Source organism: Pseudomonas sp. MWU15-20650 (assembly GCF_023242475.1).
In the GTDB taxonomy this organism is placed as follows: Bacteria; Pseudomonadota; Gammaproteobacteria; order Pseudomonadales; family Pseudomonadaceae; genus Aquipseudomonas.
This window is the reverse complement of the sequence record NZ_JALJFG010000035.1, coordinates 1-15,950: the sequence shown is the minus strand read 5'-3', so window position 1 is coordinate 15,950 and position 15,950 is coordinate 1. Positions and strand designations below refer to the sequence as shown.

General features: G+C 60.9%; 14 protein-coding genes and 1 pseudogene. 12 read left to right on the top strand and 3 right to left on the bottom strand.

Annotated elements, in window-relative coordinates; translation table 11 throughout:
• Nucleotides 1-4 precede the first annotated feature (4 nt).
• The 6 genes from M5B43_RS21970 (at nucleotide 5) to M5B43_RS21945 (ending at nucleotide 7,705) form a co-directional block, all read left to right on the top strand.
• Complete coding sequence (locus M5B43_RS21970) at nucleotides 5-1,651, top strand: GMC family oxidoreductase N-terminal domain-containing protein (RefSeq protein WP_248752047.1); 1,647 nt, start codon at nucleotides 5-7, stop codon at nucleotides 1,649-1,651.
• A gap of 65 nt (nucleotides 1,652-1,716) precedes the next feature.
• Complete coding sequence (locus M5B43_RS21965) at nucleotides 1,717-3,339, top strand: MFS transporter (protein WP_248752046.1); 1,623 nt, start codon at nucleotides 1,717-1,719, stop codon at nucleotides 3,337-3,339.
• Nucleotides 3,340-3,501: 162 nt separating this feature from the next.
• Entirely contained in the window at nucleotides 3,502-5,451 is a 1,950-nt protein-coding gene (locus M5B43_RS21960) for a DNA topoisomerase III (protein ID WP_248752045.1), read from the top strand.
• Nucleotides 5,452-5,581: 130 nt separating this feature from the next.
• Complete coding sequence (locus M5B43_RS21955) at nucleotides 5,582-6,022, top strand: CBS domain-containing protein (protein ID WP_248752044.1); 441 nt, start codon at nucleotides 5,582-5,584, stop codon at nucleotides 6,020-6,022.
• 8 nt (nucleotides 6,023-6,030) lie between these two features.
• A complete protein-coding gene (locus M5B43_RS21950; RefSeq protein WP_248752043.1) occupies nucleotides 6,031-6,876 on the top strand; it encodes an NAD-dependent protein deacetylase in 846 nt (281 codons plus the stop codon).
• 499 nt (nucleotides 6,877-7,375) lie between these two features.
• Nucleotides 7,376-7,705 (top strand): hypothetical protein, encoded by a 330-nt coding sequence (locus M5B43_RS21945; protein WP_248752042.1) that lies wholly within the window; start codon nucleotides 7,376-7,378, stop codon nucleotides 7,703-7,705.
• A gap of 62 nt (nucleotides 7,706-7,767) precedes the next feature.
• Here the strand turns inward: M5B43_RS21945 and M5B43_RS21940 are convergent, their stop codons facing one another.
• Nucleotides 7,768-8,673, bottom strand: coding sequence for a LysR family transcriptional regulator (locus M5B43_RS21940; RefSeq protein ID WP_248752041.1), 906 nt, complete (start codon nucleotides 8,671-8,673; stop codon nucleotides 7,768-7,770).
• 133 nt (nucleotides 8,674-8,806) lie between these two features.
• Here M5B43_RS21940 and M5B43_RS21935 point away from each other — a divergent pair, with 133 nt between their 5' ends.
• Genes M5B43_RS21935 through M5B43_RS21925 form a run of 3 tightly spaced genes read left to right on the top strand, consistent with a single transcriptional unit; the run spans nucleotide 8,807 to nucleotide 11,392 of the window.
• On the top strand, nucleotides 8,807-9,505 hold the full coding sequence (locus tag M5B43_RS21935) for a CoA transferase subunit A (RefSeq protein ID WP_010211319.1): 699 nt from the start codon (nucleotides 8,807-8,809) through the stop codon (nucleotides 9,503-9,505).
• A gap of 34 nt (nucleotides 9,506-9,539) precedes the next feature.
• Nucleotides 9,540-10,199, top strand: coding sequence for a CoA transferase subunit B (locus M5B43_RS21930; RefSeq protein WP_248752040.1), 660 nt, complete (start codon nucleotides 9,540-9,542; stop codon nucleotides 10,197-10,199).
• Nucleotides 10,200-10,210: 11 nt separating this feature from the next.
• A complete protein-coding gene (locus tag M5B43_RS21925; RefSeq protein WP_248752039.1) occupies nucleotides 10,211-11,392 on the top strand; it encodes an acetyl-CoA C-acetyltransferase in 1,182 nt (393 codons plus the stop codon).
• Between the two features lie 62 nt (nucleotides 11,393-11,454).
• Here the strand turns inward: M5B43_RS21925 and M5B43_RS21920 are convergent, their stop codons facing one another.
• Nucleotides 11,455-11,871: a PaaI family thioesterase gene (locus tag M5B43_RS21920; RefSeq protein WP_248752038.1), complete on the bottom strand. Its 417-nt coding sequence runs from the start codon at nucleotides 11,869-11,871 to the stop codon at nucleotides 11,455-11,457.
• Between the two features lie 157 nt (nucleotides 11,872-12,028).
• Between M5B43_RS21920 and M5B43_RS21915 the strand changes: the two genes are divergently transcribed.
• Nucleotides 12,029-12,823: a DUF4349 domain-containing protein gene (locus M5B43_RS21915; RefSeq protein ID WP_248752037.1), complete on the top strand. Its 795-nt coding sequence runs from the start codon at nucleotides 12,029-12,031 to the stop codon at nucleotides 12,821-12,823.
• Here M5B43_RS21915 and M5B43_RS21910 read toward each other — a convergent pair whose 3' ends face one another.
• Nucleotides 12,824-13,909, bottom strand: a complete 1,086-nt coding sequence (locus M5B43_RS21910) for a DUF1615 domain-containing protein (RefSeq protein WP_248752036.1) — start codon at nucleotides 13,907-13,909, stop codon at nucleotides 12,824-12,826.
• Between the two features lie 141 nt (nucleotides 13,910-14,050).
• Here M5B43_RS21910 and M5B43_RS21905 point away from each other — a divergent pair, with 141 nt between their 5' ends.
• Entirely contained in the window at nucleotides 14,051-14,665 is a 615-nt protein-coding gene (locus M5B43_RS21905; protein ID WP_248752035.1) for a LysE family translocator, read from the top strand.
• A gap of 199 nt (nucleotides 14,666-14,864) precedes the next feature.
• Nucleotides 14,865-15,950, top strand: a pseudogene (locus tag M5B43_RS21900) (type IV secretion protein Rhs); the annotation flags it as partial.

Genomic DNA, 15,950 nt, shown 5'->3' with positions numbered 1-15,950 from the left:
TCAGATGCCCATTGCAACTGCTGAATACGATTACGTGATCGTCGGCGCCGGCCCCGCCGGCTGCTTGCTGGCCAATCGTCTGTCCGCCAACCCGGCCCATCGCGTACTGCTGCTGGAAGCCGGGGGCCGCGACAACTACCCCTGGATCCATATCCCCGTCGGCTACCTGTTCTGCATCGGCAACCCCCGCACCGACTGGTGCTTCAAGACCGAAGCCCAGGCCGGGCTGCAAGGCCGTGCGCTGAGCTACCCACGGGGCAAGGTGCTCGGCGGTTGCTCGTCCATCAATGGCATGATCTACATGCGTGGCCAGGCCCAGGACTACGACGGCTGGGCGGCGGCAGGCAACCCGGGCTGGGCCTGGAAAGACGTACTGCCGCTGTTCAAACAGAGCGAAAACCATTTTGCCGGCGGCTCGGAATTTCACAGCGACGGCGGCGAATGGCGCGTGGAGCAGCAACGGCTGTCGTGGCCGATCCTGGATGCGTTTCGTGAGGCCGCAGCGCAAAGCGGCATCGCCAACATCAACGACTTCAACCAGGGCGATAACGAAGGCTGCGGCTACTTCCAGGTCAACCAGAAGGCCGGGGTGCGCTGGAATGCGGCCAAGGCGTTTCTCAAACCTGTGCGTCAGCGGCCCAACCTGACCGTGCTGACCGAGGTGGAGGTCGAGCGTGTCATGCTGGAAAACGGCCGCGCATCCACGGTGCTTGGGCGTCAACACGGCCAGCCACTGAGCTGGAAGGCGCGCAAGGAGATCGTGCTGTGCGCGGGCTCCGTCGGTTCGCCAGGCATCCTGCAACGCTCGGGTATCGGCCCGGCCAACGTGCTCAAGCCGTTGGGCATCGACGTGGTGCACGAACTGCCAGGCGTCGGTGGCAACTTGCAGGACCACCTGCAATTGCGGCTGATCTACAAACTGGAAAACGCCCGCACCCTGAACCAGATCGCCGGCACCGTATGGGGCAAGATGGGCATGGGCCTGCGCTACTTGTATGACCGCAGTGGCCCACTGTCGATGGCGCCCAGCCAGCTTGGGGCGTTTGCACGCTCCGGGCCGGAGCAGACCTCGGCCAACCTCGAATACCATGTGCAGCCGCTGTCCCTGGAGCGCTTTGGCGAACCGCTGCACGCGTTTGCGGCATTTACCGCGTCGGTCTGCGACCTGCGCCCCCAAAGCCGGGGTCGTGTCGATATTCGCTCGGCCAACCCGGCAGATGCGCCGCTGATACAACCCAACTACCTCAGTCATCCAGAAGACCTGCGGGTAGCCGCCGACGCCATCCGCCTGACACGGCGCATTGTGGCCGCACCGGCCCTGTGCCCGTTCAAGCCAGTGGAATACCTGCCTGGCGACTCACTGCAAACCGAAGAAGAACTGCACGAAGCTGCGGCACGTATCGGCACGACCATCTTCCACCCGGTGGGCACCTGCCGCATGGGCGATGACCAAGACGCCGTCGTCGACGCGCAACTGCGCGTGCACGGCGTGCCCGGCCTGCGCATCGCCGATGCCTCGATCATGCCGCGTATCACCTCCGGCAATACCTGCTCGCCTACACTGATGATCGCTGAGAAAGCCGCGCAGCTGATCCTTTCGCCGAATACAAGGAGCCTCGCCCCGGAGAAAGAACTGGTTCATGCAATCTGAATAGCGGCGCCAACCCTGGCGCCGACAGTGGGACAACAATAAATAATCACTGTGAGGGCTACCCGATGTCAGAACATGCTCAACCCCTGGGCTCGGCAATTGATGCGAGCACCGGTAACGACTCAAAGAAGGTCATCTTCGCCTCGTCCCTGGGGACGGTGTTCGAGTGGTATGACTTCTTCCTCTACGGCGCACTGGCGGCGGTGATCAGCAAGCAGTTCTTTGCCGGGGTCAATGACACCACCGCGTTTATCTTCGCCTTGATGGCCTTTGCCGCCGGCTTTGTGGTGCGGCCCTTCGGTGCACTGGTGTTCGGCCGCCTGGGCGATATGATCGGGCGCAAATACACCTTCCTCGTCACCATCATCCTGATGGGCGTGGCGACCTTCTGCGTCGGGCTGTTGCCGACCTATGCCAGCATCGGCATTGCCGCACCGATCATCCTGATCGTGCTGCGCATGCTGCAGGGCCTGGCACTCGGCGGCGAGTACGGTGGCGCGGCCACCTATGTGGCCGAGCATGCACCGCCAGGTAAACGTGGGCTGCATACCAGCTGGATTCAATCCACTGCAACCCTCGGCCTGCTGTTGTCGTTGCTGGTGGTGCTGGCCTGCCGTTACTTCACCGGCGACCAATTTGAAGTCTGGGGCTGGCGCATTCCGTTCCTGTTTTCCATCGTGCTGCTGGGCATCTCCACCTGGATCCGGATGAGCCTGCACGAGTCGCCGGCCTTCTTGAAGATGAAAGAGGAAGGTAAGGCCAGCAAGTCCCCCATCCGTGAGTCCTTCGGCAAGTGGGAAAACCTCAAGGTCGTGCTGATCGCCCTGTTCAGCATCAATGGCGGGCAGGCCGTGACCTTCTATGCGGCTCAGTTCTATGTACTGTTCTTCCTGACGCAGTTCCTGAAGATGGACCCGGCCCTGGCCAATATGCTGCTGATCATCAGCGTGGTGATTGGCGCGCCGTTCTTCATCCTGTTTGGCTGGCTGTCGGACAAGCTCGGCCGCAAGCCCGTGCTGATGCTCGGCCTGCTGCTGGCGACCGTGCTGTACTTCCCGATCTTCAAGGGCCTGGCGCACTACACCAACCCGGCCATGGACCAGGCCAGCCACCAGGCGCCCATCACCGTGCTGGCCGACCCGGCCACCTGTACCTTCCAGTTCGACCCGGTGGGCAAGGCACGCTTTGACAGCCCTTGCGACAAGGTCAAGACGTTCCTGGTCAAACAGGGCCTGCCATACAGCAGCGCCGCCGCCCCCATGGGCAGCCCGGTCCAGGTGAGCGTAGGTGATGTGCGTATCGATGGCTTTGATGAAGCGGCACTGCGCGGCGCCGTGACCTTGGCCGGCTACCCGACTTCGGCGGATGTGGCCCAGGTCAACAAGGTGATGGTGGTGGTGCTGATCGTGGCACTGATCCTGATCGCGGCCATGTGCTACGGCCCCCTGGCGGCGCTGATGGTGGAGCTGTTCCCGACGCGCATCCGCTACACCTCGATGTCCCTGCCCTACCACATCGGCAACGGCTGGTTTGGTGGGTTCCTGCCGACCGTGTCGTTTGCCCTGGTGGTGTACACCGGCGATATTTTCTACGGTTTGTGGTACCCCGTGGTGGTGACGGGGGTGAGCCTGATCGTCGGATTGTTCTGCCTCAAAGAAACGCGACATGTGGATATCGATAACAACTGAGTTTGTTTGAACACTGGAGATTCCTGTGGGAGGGGCTTGTCACCTCCCGCATCCGGTTTAGGGTGCCCACACAATTTGCTGTACATCCATACAGATAATAGTTGCTCAAATCCCTCTGACTCAGCATCCTGCAAGGCATCAACCCGATCTGATGTGATGACCATGCGGCTGTACCTCTGTGAAAAACCCTCCCAGGCCAAGGATATCGCGGCCGTGCTCGGCGCCAGTCGCCGGGGCGACGGTTGCTGGCTGGGCAACGGAGTCACTGTCACCTGGTGCATCGGCCACCTGCTGGAAACCGCGCCGCCCGACGCCTACGACGCCAAATACAAGCGCTGGGTGCTGGCCGACCTGCCGATCGTCCCGGACAAATGGAAAATGCTGGTCAAGCCCAAGACCGCCAGCCAATACAAGGCCGTCAAGCGCTTGCTGGGAGAAGCCCAGGAGCTGGTCATCGCGACCGACGCCGACCGTGAGGGCGAAATGATCGCCCGAGAATTGGTGGAACATTGCCGCTATCGCGGGCCGATCCAACGGCTGTGGTTGTCGGCACTCGACGACGCCTCCATTCGCAAGGCCCTGGCTGCGCTCAAGCCCGGTGCCGAAACGTTCAGCCTGTATCACTCCGCCTTGGGCCGCTCCCGCGCCGACTGGTTGATCGGCATGAACATGAGCCGCTTGTTTACCTTGCTCGGGCGCCAATCCGGGTATCAAGGGGTGCTGCCGGTGGGCCGTGTACAAACCCCGACCCTGCGCCTGGTGGTAGACCGCGATCGCAGCATCGCCGACTTTGTGCCGGTGGCTTACTGGGCCATCGATGTCGACCTGGGCCACGAACACATGACCTTCACTGCTCAATGGCGCGCAGCCGAGGACGCGTGTGACGACCAGGGGCGCTGCCTCAACCCGCAGTTGGCTCGGGACGCTGCCGATGCAATGACCCAGGCCGCCAGCGCAAGGCTGGTGAAGCTGCGTACCGAACGTATGCGCGAGGTCGCCCCCCTGCCCTTCGACCTCGGCACGCTGCAGGAAATCTGTTCCAAGAAGCTCGGCCTCGGCGCCCAGGAAACCCTGGATATCGCACAATCCCTTTACGAAACCCACAAGGCCATCACCTACCCACGCAGTGATTGCGGCTACCTGCCGTTGAGCCAGCACGGTGACGCGCCGAAAATTCTGGCCGCGCTGGGCCGCGCGGACGCGAGCGTGAACGAGCTGCTGCCGCATATCGACCCACAACGCCGTTCACGGGCCTGGAACGACGCCAAGGTCAGCGCGCACCACGGCATCATCCCGACCGGCGCGGGCAAGGATGTCAGCCAACTGACCGGCAAGCACCGTGCGGTCTATACCCTGATACGTGCTCGCTACCTGGCGCAGTTCCTGCCCAACCATGAATATGACCGCACCCAGGCAGATTTCGACTGCGCGGGCCACGCCTTGCGCGCGGTGGGCAAAGTCATCATCGAAGCGGGCTGGAAACGCGCATTGCCCGAAGCTCTGGCGCCCGCCAAAGGCCGTGAAGCCCCCGCGCCCCAAGCCTTGCCAACGCTGGTGCAGGGCCAGGACTACCGCGTGGCCAAGGTCAACCTCAAGGACCTGTGGACCCAGCCACCCAAGCCGTTTACCGAAGGCGACCTGATCAAGGCGATGAAAAACGTTGCCAAGTTGGTGGAAGACCCGTTGCTCAAGCAGAAGCTCAAGGACACCACCGGTATCGGCACCGAAGCCACACGCGCCGGGATCATCCAGGGCTTGCTGGACCGTGGCTATCTGGTGAAAAACGGCAAGGCACTCTGCGCAACCCCGGCCGCGTTCAGCCTGATCGACGCGGTGCCTCGAGCCATTGCCGACCCAGGCACCACGGCCATCTGGGAACAGGCGCTGGACATGGTGCAAAGCGGCGAAATGAGCCTGGAAGAGTTCGTCGCCAAACAAGCCGCGTGGATGAGCAAGCAGGTGGCTCGCTGTAATGGCATGCGCATGACCATCACCGCCCCCGCCAGCCCCGCAGGCCGAGGTGGCCCGCCCTGGAAAAACAAACGCAAGGCGGCTCCACGCAAGTCGGCGCCCCGCCCAAAGCGGACGAAAAAGCCGACGAGTGCGGGGTAAAACACGGAAAAATCCGGTGAATGACGTTTTTCGACGGGTTTAACGCCGCTTTCGACCTTGCCCTGCCGCAGGCCGTCTAGGATTCTGTAGGAGACCTTGACTACCTAACAACAACACCGGAGTGGCCGCCATGAAAACCGTCGCACAAGTGCTCAAAGCCAAGGACCAGAAAAACCAGGACGTCCATACCATCAAGTCGCACCAGACGGTGATGGAGGCATTGATCCAGATGGCGGCCAAAAACGTCGGCGCCCTGCCGGTGGTCGATAACGGCCAGGTGGTGGGCGTGATCAGCGAGCGTGACTATGCACGCAAGTTGATCCTCAAGGGGCGCTCCTCGGCGACCACCGCCGTGAGTGAAATCATGAGTTCGCCGGTGATTACGGTCGACACCCACCAAAGTGTCGAGAAATGCATGAACATCATGACCGACAGTCATCTGCGTCACCTGCCCGTGGTCGAAAATGGTCAACTGCTGGGCTTGTTGTCCATCGGTGACCTGGTCAAGGAAGCCATTGCCGAACAGGCTGACCTGATCAAACAACTGGAGCAGTACATCCGCGGCGAATAGGGGAACCCATGCTCGATACGCTGGAACATCAAGAGGATCACCTCGACACCCTGCACCGGGCCATGACCGAGCGACACTTTCTGGTATTGACCGGTGCGGGGATCAGCACCTCGTCAGGCATCCCGGATTATCGTGACAGCGAAGGTGTGCGTCGGGGCAAGGCGCCAATGATGTATCAGGAATTCCTCGCCACGGCACAGGCACGGCGACGTTACTGGGCGCGGGCGATGCTGGGTTGGCCACGGGTGCGCCTTGCACAGCCGAACAAGGCTCACCTGGCCCTGGCGACCTTGCAGCAGCGCGAGCGTATCAGCGGGTTGATCACGCAAAACGTCGATACGCTACATGACCAAGCCGGTAGCCATGGCGTGATCGAACTGCACGGCAGCCTGCATCGGGTGCTCTGCCTGGATTGCCACCTGCGTAGTGCACGGGATGTGATCCAGCGGCAGATGGAAATCGACAACCCACACCTGGCGCAAGTCCATGCCGTACAGGCACCGGATGGTGACACCTTGCTCGACCCCGCCTTTGAGGAGCACTTCCACGTGCCCCGCTGCCCCCATTGCAATGGCGAGCGGCTCAAACCCGACGTGGTGTTTTTTGGCGAAAACGTCGCGCCGGCAACGGCTGCCAGGGCGATGGCCGCAGTGGAGCATGCCGAAGGGCTGTTGGTGGTGGGGTCGTCGCTGATGGCTTATTCGGCGTTCCGCCTGTGCAAGGCGATGGTCGAGCAAGGCAAGCCAGTGATTGCCATCAACCTGGGCAAGACCCGAGGGGATGAGCTGCTGCAGGTGAAAATCCAGGCGTCATGCGAACGTTTGTTACCCTTGCTGGCTGACCTCCTGGCGTAACGCTCCGTAGGCGCTGGCGCCGACAAGATTATGGCCAGACCTCACGCACCAGAAAATGACGCCCAAGTCACGGTTTTGCGCATTCTCCAGTCCTTGCAAGGATTTATGTAGTGCTTTAAAAAAATCACTACATAATCGTTGACGTAACCTTTTTGTCCTTGCATGATCTAGACGTCTCCCGGATCGGGAGCGTTGGTAACAAGCGTTTTGAACAGCCTCGTCTGACCGCCGAGCTGTTTTTTCCGGATGTGCACTGCCCACAAGGCAGATTGATGAAGCTGACCGGCCCGGAAGGATCGGTACAAGGAGCTCAAACGCTGCTTGTCTTCGTTAAGAAACCATTGCGTAGCAGTTCATCAGCAAGACTACCTGCATCAGGTTCAAGACCCTGCCCGTATTCGGCAGACCGTCACTGACGCCCGGTTTTCGGAACCGGAGACAACTCATGCAGTTTTAACGAACCAACTGATAGATCGCCAACTGGTCAAGGGGCTTACACATGAATCTGAACAACCAACCCACTATCGATGAATTGGCTGAGATGTTCGCAGCGCAGAAAGACACACTCGACGACCATATCCTGTGGATTGGCAAATCGGGCGAAGTCCAAATTGACTGCCTGGCGCCCCACACCGAAGAAGCCGAGTTTGATCGCAATAACCGTGAGCTGGCGGCGCGCCTGAAGAGATACCGCCGTGGCCAGGGTTATGTCGGCAAGAAAGCGGCGGCCGATCGAAACTTTATCGAGCAGGTATTCCATACACTTAATACCGAATGGCAGCACCTCAAAGGCCAATCGCAGGTTAAAGTGATTGATAGATACTGCTGATAACTTCACGACTTTAAATTTAAACCCGCTCGTTTATTCGAGCGGGTTTTTTAATACCGGTTTTATAACAACGCCGGAAACCGCCCCTTCCCCGCTTCATCGCGAAAAATATCAAACAACACCTGCGCCGCCGCCGACAGTTCATGCCCCGGTTTGGTCAATACGCCAATCGGCCGCTCGATCACCGGACCGCTCAAGGTGATGCAACGCGCCCCCGCCTCCTCCATCTGCCGTGCGCACAACGCGGGCACGGCACTGACGCCCAAACCACTGGCGACCATCTTGCCCACCGTTGCCAATTGATGGCTTTCCAACGCCACCGGCAGCTTCATCTGCAAGGCGCCGAGGTGTTCTTCCAGCATCACCCGTACCGTCGACGGCCGCTGCAAGGTAATGAACGGTTGCTCCAGCAGGGTTTGCCAGTCGATTTCAGCCCGTTGTGCCAAAGGCGAATCTGCGGGCACCACGGCAATAAACCGGTCCAGATACAACGGCGTGAACGCCAGTGACGAACCTTCGGACGGCTCGAACGCTACGCCCAGCTCCACCTGCCGGTCGCGCACCATTTCCAGCACTTGCTCATTGATCAGGTCATGCACCGTCACGTTCACCTGGGGGTAACGCGCGCGGAATATCTTCAGGATCGGGGGCAGCAGGTTGCCTGCAAACGAAGGCATCGCCGCTACCGTCACCCGCCCGCGCTGCAGGGTAAAACGCTGACGCAGTTCATCCTCGGCATTGTCCCAGTCGGCAATCAGTCGCCGAGCCAGGGGCAACAGGGATTCGCCTTCGGGCGTGAGGGCCACATTGCGCGTATTGCGGCTGAACAAGCGCCCGCCCAAGCCTTCTTCCAAACCCTTGATGGTCAGGCTCAAGGCCGACTGGGAAAGGTGCAAGCGCTCGCAGGCAGCGGCGAAACTCAGGGTCTGGGCCACGGCCAAAAAGGCCCGCATCTGTTTAACGGTCATGGCGCTACTCCGGACGGCAGTTCAACTATGCTGTTTTCTAAATCAATCAACCTTAAAAAACAACTTAACAAATCAATCCGTCAGCGCAACACTCGGTTCATTGGCTGGCCCACAAACAATAAAAGAGGTGCATATGGCAGGTTTCGATAAACGCGTGGCGTCCTATGAAGAAGCGCTGGCGGGCCTGGAAGACGGCATGACCGTACTCTCCGGTGGCTTTGGCCTGTGTGGCATTCCGGAGAACCTCATCGCCGAGATCAAGCGCAAAGGCACCCGCGACCTGACCGTGGTTTCCAATAACTGCGGCGTCGACGGTTTCGGCCTGGGTGTGCTGCTGGAAGAAAAGCAGATCAGCAAAGTCATTGCCTCCTACGTGGGTGAAAACGCCCTGTTCGAGAAGCAACTGCTCAGCGGCGAAATCGAAGTGGTCCTCACCCCCCAAGGCACCCTGGCGGAAAAAATGCGCGCAGGCGGCGCCGGTATCCCGGCTTTCTTCACCGCCACCGGGGTGGGCACACCTGTCGCCGAAGGTAAGGAAACCCGCGAATTCAACGGCCGTCCGTACTTGATGGAAGAATCCATCACCGGTGACTTTGCCATCGTCAAAGGCTGGAAAGCCGACCACTTCGGCAACGTCATCTACCGCCACACCGCCCAGAACTTCAACCCGCTGGCCGCCACCGCCGGCAAGATCACGGTGGTCGAGGTCGAGGAAATCGTCGAACCGGGCGAGCTGGACCCGGCGCAGATCCACACCCCTGGCATCTACGTCGACCGGATCATCTGCGGCACTTTCGAGAAGCGCATCGAACAGCGCACTGTCCGCAAATAATCTGCCCCCAGCCCGAACAATAAGGACTCATAAAATGGCTCTTACCCGCGAACAAATGGCTCAACGCGTCGCCCGCGAAATGCAGGACGGTTTCTACGTCAACCTCGGTATCGGCATTCCGACACTGGTGGCCAACTACATTCCCGAAGGCATGGAAGTGATGCTGCAATCGGAAAACGGCCTATTGGGCATGGGACCGTTTCCTACCGAAGAAACGATTGACGCCGACATGATCAACGCCGGCAAACAGACCGTGACCGCACGCATCGGCGCCTCGATCTTCTCCTCCGCCGAGTCTTTCGCGATGATCCGCGGCGGTCACGTCGACCTCACCGTACTCGGCGCATTTGAAGTCGACGTCCAAGGCAACATCGCCTCATGGATGATCCCCGGCAAGCTGGTAAAGGGCATGGGCGGCGCCATGGACCTGGTGGCCGGTGCAGAAAACATCATCGTGATCATGACCCACGCCTCCAAGGACGGTGAATCCAAGCTGCTCAACCAATGCAGCCTGCCGTTGACCGGCGCCCACTGCATCAAGCGTGTGCTGACGGACCTGGCGTACCTGGAAATCGAAAATGGCGCTTTTGTCCTCAAGGAACGCGCACCTGGCGTCAGTGTGGAAGAGATTGTGAGCAAGACCGCCGGTAAACTGATCGTCCCGGACCACGTTCCAGAAATGCACTTCCAGTGAGGACAGATTCCATGCAAGACGTCGTGATTGTTGCTGCCACCCGCACCGCCGTGGGCAGCTTTCAAGGTTCGCTGGCCAGCATCCCGGCACCGGAGCTGGGCGCGGCCGTAATCCGTCGGCTGCTGGAGCAGACCGGCCTGGACCCGGCCCAGGTGGATGAAGTGATCCTCGGCCAAGTACTCACCGCCGGCTCGGGCCAGAACCCGGCCCGCCAGGCCTCGATTCTCGCCGGCCTGCCCCACGCCGTACCGGCCTTGACCCTGAACAAGGTCTGCGGTTCGGGCCTCAAAGCCCTGCACCTGGGCGCACAAGCCATCCGTTGCGGTGATGCGCAGGTGATCATCGCCGGCGGCATGGAGAACATGAGCCTGGCCCCCTACGTGTTGCCCGCTGCACGCACCGGGCTGCGCATGGGCCACGCCAAGATGATCGACAGCATGATCACTGATGGCTTGTGGGATGCGTTCAACGACTACCACATGGGCATCACCGCGGAGAACCTGGTGGACAAGTACGGTATCAGCCGTGAAGCCCAGGATGCCTTCGCCGCCGCCTCCCAGCAGAAAGCCGCAGCGGCTATCGAGGCCGGCCGCTTTGCCGAGGAGATCACACCGATCCTGATTCCCCAACGCAAGGGTGACCCAGTGGCCTTTGCAGTGGACGAGCAGCCGCGCGCCGGCACCACCGCCGAATCCCTGGCCAAGCTCAAGCCTGCGTTCAAGAAAGACGGGAGTGTCACCGCCGGCAACGCCTCCAGCCTCAATGACGGCGCCGCTGCGGTGCTGCTGATGAGCGCTGATAAAGCCAAGGCCCTCGGCCTGCCGGTACTGGCGCACATCGCCAGCTACGCCAACGCCGGCGTCGACCCGGCAATCATGGGCATCGGCCCCGTGTCGGCCACACGCCGTTGCCTGGACAAGGCCGGCTGGAAACTCAGTGACCTGGACCTGATCGAAGCCAACGAAGCCTTCGCTGCGCAGTCCCTGGCAGTGGGCAAAGAGCTGGAATGGGACGCTGATAAGGTCAACGTCAACGGTGGCGCCATCGCCATCGGCCATCCGATTGGCGCCTCAGGTTGCCGCGTATTGGTGACCCTGCTGCATGAAATGATCAAGCGTGACGCCAAGAAAGGTCTGGCGACACTCTGCATCGGTGGTGGCCAAGGCGTCGCACTGGCGCTCGAACGCCGCTGATTCAACGAGCAACACAGAAAAGGCCCAGCTCCACGAAAAGCCGGGCCTTTTCTCTACCCGCCTCAATGAGCTTGAGGCACGGCAAACACCGCACTCGCGCGTAGTACAACCCTCTCCTCGACGTACACACTCAGCGTGGCAAACGCCATCTGCCGCCCGCGCTTGTGGCTGTCCAAACGCACCCGCATCCACTCGCCTACCTGCACCGCCCCCAGGTAATCCAAGGTCATGCTCGCGGTAATCAACGGCAACGGCGGGTCGCTGGAAAACGCCATGGCATAGCCCATGCCGATATCCGCCAGGGTTGCCAGCACCCCACCGTGCACCGTACCGCGCCCATTGGCATGGCGGTTGTCGGCGCGCAGGCCCACCTCCAGCTGCAAACCGTCACCTCGGCAATACACCGGGCCGAGCAGATCCAGCAGCGGACTGCTGCGGGGCAATGGCACAAAACCTTCCGGCACGGCGTAAGCGATCATGGCGAGTGCTCCCTTGGAATAAGCCTTGAGGTGTACGCCAGCGGTCCTGCGGCCGCCATCACCATCCACCGCGCAAATCCTGCGCGATGTTTTGCGTTAATGCGCCAGACCCGCTTTAATCGCCGTCAATTTCTCCTGCACACTTCAAGGAATCGCAATGCGCCACCTGGACGGCAAGCCCCACCCGCTTCGCGCCTCGCTGCTGATCTTGCTCGCCGGCCTGGCCTTGGCCGGCTGTTCACCCAAGGACCACACCCGCGCCACCGTGATTAACGGCGAACAGGGTAAGGCCGGGGCGCAGTTGGCCTATGAGCATGAATTGACCCTGGCCCTGCCCGGAGCCTTGCTGGCGCCACGCATGCAAGCCACCCGAGAGGCGTGTGAAACAGCGCGTTTTGGCGCCTGCAATATTTTGGGCATTACGCAAGACGGCAGCAGCGGCGAGATCATCCTGCGTATCGCCCCCTCCGGCGTAGAACCGATGGTCGCCATGGCGGCCGAAGGCGGGAAACTCGGCCAACGCATCACCACCGCCGAGGACCTGGCCGATGCCGTTGCGGATGTACACCGCCGCCAGGAGCGCCTGCAAGCCCAGCAACAACGCCTTGATGAACTGGCCAAACGCAAGGACATCACCGTCAGTGACCTGATCGCCCTGAGCAAGGAACAGGCCGGTATCGAAAACGAGCTGCAGGCACTGGCCCAGGCCGCGGCCGGCCAGCAACGCCGGCTCGACACCAACCGGGTCACCCTGAATTTCCGCTCCTCCGACGGCGCGAACCAACCGTCACGGTTCAGCCGGATGTTCAGCAACCTGGGGGACAACCTTGTGAACGGAACGGCGGACGCCCTGGAGCGCGCCAGCTATGTGCTGCCGTTTGTGATCCTGGCGTTCCCGGTGGTGTGGTTGTGGGTTTGGCTGTGGCGCCGGTTCGTCAAACGCCGCACGTGATCAGCGCTTCATGCAGCGCTGGTACCGCTCATCCACGCGCTTGGCAAACCAGGCGGTCGTCAAATTGCGGGTGATCTTCGGGCTCTTGAGCACAATGCCCGGCAGGATAGCCCGCGGCAGCGGCTTGCCGGCAGCCGCGTCGGCCAGGGCAAAGACACGCGTGTAGAGCGTGGTCTGCTCAAAGTCCAACTGCTCGCCCTGCTCCAACTGACTGCGGATGCTGGGGTTGCGCATGCCCAACTTGGCGCCCAGTGAACGCACCGCCAGCTCGGTGGTGCCGGGCAGCAACGAACCATACCGAATCAAGTCGCCATCCAACGCCAGTTCGGTCCCCGTGATGCGGCTGACAGCGGCCTGAAATGCGGCATTGCGACTGGCGTACCAACCCGCGTTGAAGTCGGCGAAGCGGTACAGCGGCTGGTCATAATTGACCGGGTAGCCGAGCAGATGGGTGATGCCGAAATACATGCCACCACGACGGGTAAAGACCTCGCGGCGGATCGTACCGTCCACGGTGTAGGGATAACCTCGGGCGTGCTGTTGCGCAAAGTCGATGCTGACCTGCATGGGGCCTGCGGTGTGCACCGGGTTGAAACCGCCGAACAGCGAATTGCCCAGGGGCACCATGCTGATGAAGTCATCGAAGATACCACTCAGGTCCTTCTCCGTACGCGCGGCACTCAGGCGCTCGGCGTAAGACTTGCCGGTGGGTGAGCGCAATTGCAGGGTGGTACGCACGACCACTGCGGGCACGTAGACCTTGGCCGCTCGGCGCAGGATCTCATCCTGGGCGATCTTGCCCATGTTCGGTACCGGTGGGTCGACCTGAAAGGTAGACTCCTGCTCGGTCACTGCCAGCACGGCACAGATGTTTTCGGTACTGGGGTAGATTTTCTGGGTATCGAACGCCGTGTAGATGTCCTGGGCCCACCCCTTACCGTCTGCGACATTGGCAGGCAACAGGCGCACGATCTGCGCTTTCACCTCAGACTCACTGCGCGGCGGTTGCTGCGGGCCACGGGAAGTCGAGCAGCCAGCCAGCACCAACATGGGCGTGAGACACAGGATCAGGCGGCGTAGGTACATTGGGCTTCCTTGAAGGGTGATAGGCCAGGCATAGCAGATACGACCGGTAAGTCTAACGCGGGTTCGCCAAATGCCCCTCGCCAGCCTGGGACGAACATGACAGGATCTGGCTTTCCCGTTCACACAAGGAGTTTGACTGCCATGCTCAGCGTAAACTTCCTCGTTACTTGCCTGATCGTCGTGCTGATTCCCGGCACCGGGGTGATCTTTACCCTTTCCACGGGCCTGACCGCCGGCAAGCGCGCCAGCGTGTTCGCGGCCTTGGGCTGTACTGCCGGGATCATCCCACATTTGCTGGCGTCCATCCTCGGCCTTTCCGCCCTGCTGCACACCAGTGCATTGGCGTTCGAAGCGCTGAAATTCGCCGGTGCCGCCTACCTGCTGTACCTGGCGTACGCCACCTGGCGGGACCGCTCGGCCTTCGCCATGAACGACACGCCGACGGTCACCACAGCCCGTAGCCTGATCATTCGCGGTTTCTTGCTGAACATCCTCAACCCCAAGCTGACTATCTTCTTCCTGGCCTTCCTGCCCCAGTTCGTGACGCCAGGCAGCACGGCGCCCGCCGTGCAAATGCTGGTGTTGAGCGGCGTGTTCATGGCGATGACATTTGCGGTATTTGTGTTGTATGGCCTGCTGGCCAATGTGTTTCGCCGCGCAGTGATCGAGTCGCCACGGGTGCAGAACTGGTTGCGCCGCAGTTTTGCAGCGGCGTTTGCAGGGCTGGGGTTGAACCTGGCGCTTGCGCAGCGCTGAAGACCAAAGCTGTTGAAACTTCCCACGTAACGGCCAGATAAGCTCTACTCCCCGCCCCTGAAAACCGCTGCAAAGTCCCTCGCCTGATCAAACAGTGCGAGGGATTGCAGATGGTTTTTTTAGTAAGGCCCCTGATTGAGGGGGCTGTCTCGTGACTGCATCGATCAGCCAAAGCATTGGCTTTCTGGTGCTGGCCGCCATGGACTCAAAGACGCGAGACGTCGAGTCTGTACTCAGCGATTTCCGCCGTTGCCTCAACCCCTACGATGCCTGGGCAGAAAGCTTTTTCAGCTTTTCGGCACTGGATATCGAACAGGTATTCAAGGTCGGGGATGAAGTGGCACTCGTCGCGCCGATCAACCGTTCGATCCTGCCCAGCAGCACTGTCGCCACGTGCCAGGCCAATGGCACGTTGACGCTGGTGCATATGTTCCAGAGTTCACGGTTCGTGCCCATTGGCAATACGCCAGTGATGGTGCAGCGCATCGACCCAGACGGTGGCCCGCTGGGTGAGCCCATCCATAGAACGATCGGCCCCAGCGGCATACTGGAAGTCACCGAGTGCGACCGTAACCACAAGTACCGGGTCAGTTTTTACCCCAACGTTTCCAAAGCGCATTTCAAGGCGCTGTACGCGTCCTATCAGGCGGTCATCGCGCCACTGGAAGGCTGGCTGCGCAGTGAGTGGCGCGAGGTCTGTGAACCCCTGTGGAAGGACTACGCCGAGGCCAGCTTACTCAAACGCTATCGCTCGCTGCACCAAGCCTACGCACAGGGGTTTGGCGAGGCGTTGTACTCACTATGGGACAACATCCAGCAGCTGTTCCAGTGGCTTGCAGATCCACTGGCCAACGCTGAACAGCTCCTGCATTACCTCTCCCAGGACGAGCTTGAAAAGTTACTGGCGTTAAGCGCCGAGACCCTCGCCAAGGGTTTGCTGGTGCTCAGCGATGAACCCTTGCTGTTCATCTATCTGGCGACCGTCGTCAGTTGGATGCGCCTGTTACCCCCGCCGTACATGATCGAACTCGTGGGTGAAATCAGCGCTGAGGTGCTGATCAACCTGCTGTTGGGGCTGGCGACCGGCGGTATGGGTGTTGTGGTGCGCATGAGCACGAACGTGCTGGGCGGCATCAAGTCTCATCGCGCCCGCGACTGGCTGGAGCGGCTTGCCACGCAATTCGGTAAAGCCCGCTTGAATGAGCACGCCGAAGCCGCCAAACCGATGTTGCTCAGCAGCCAGGCGACACCGATCCGAACGGTGCCGGACGTGCCGTTGAAAGCC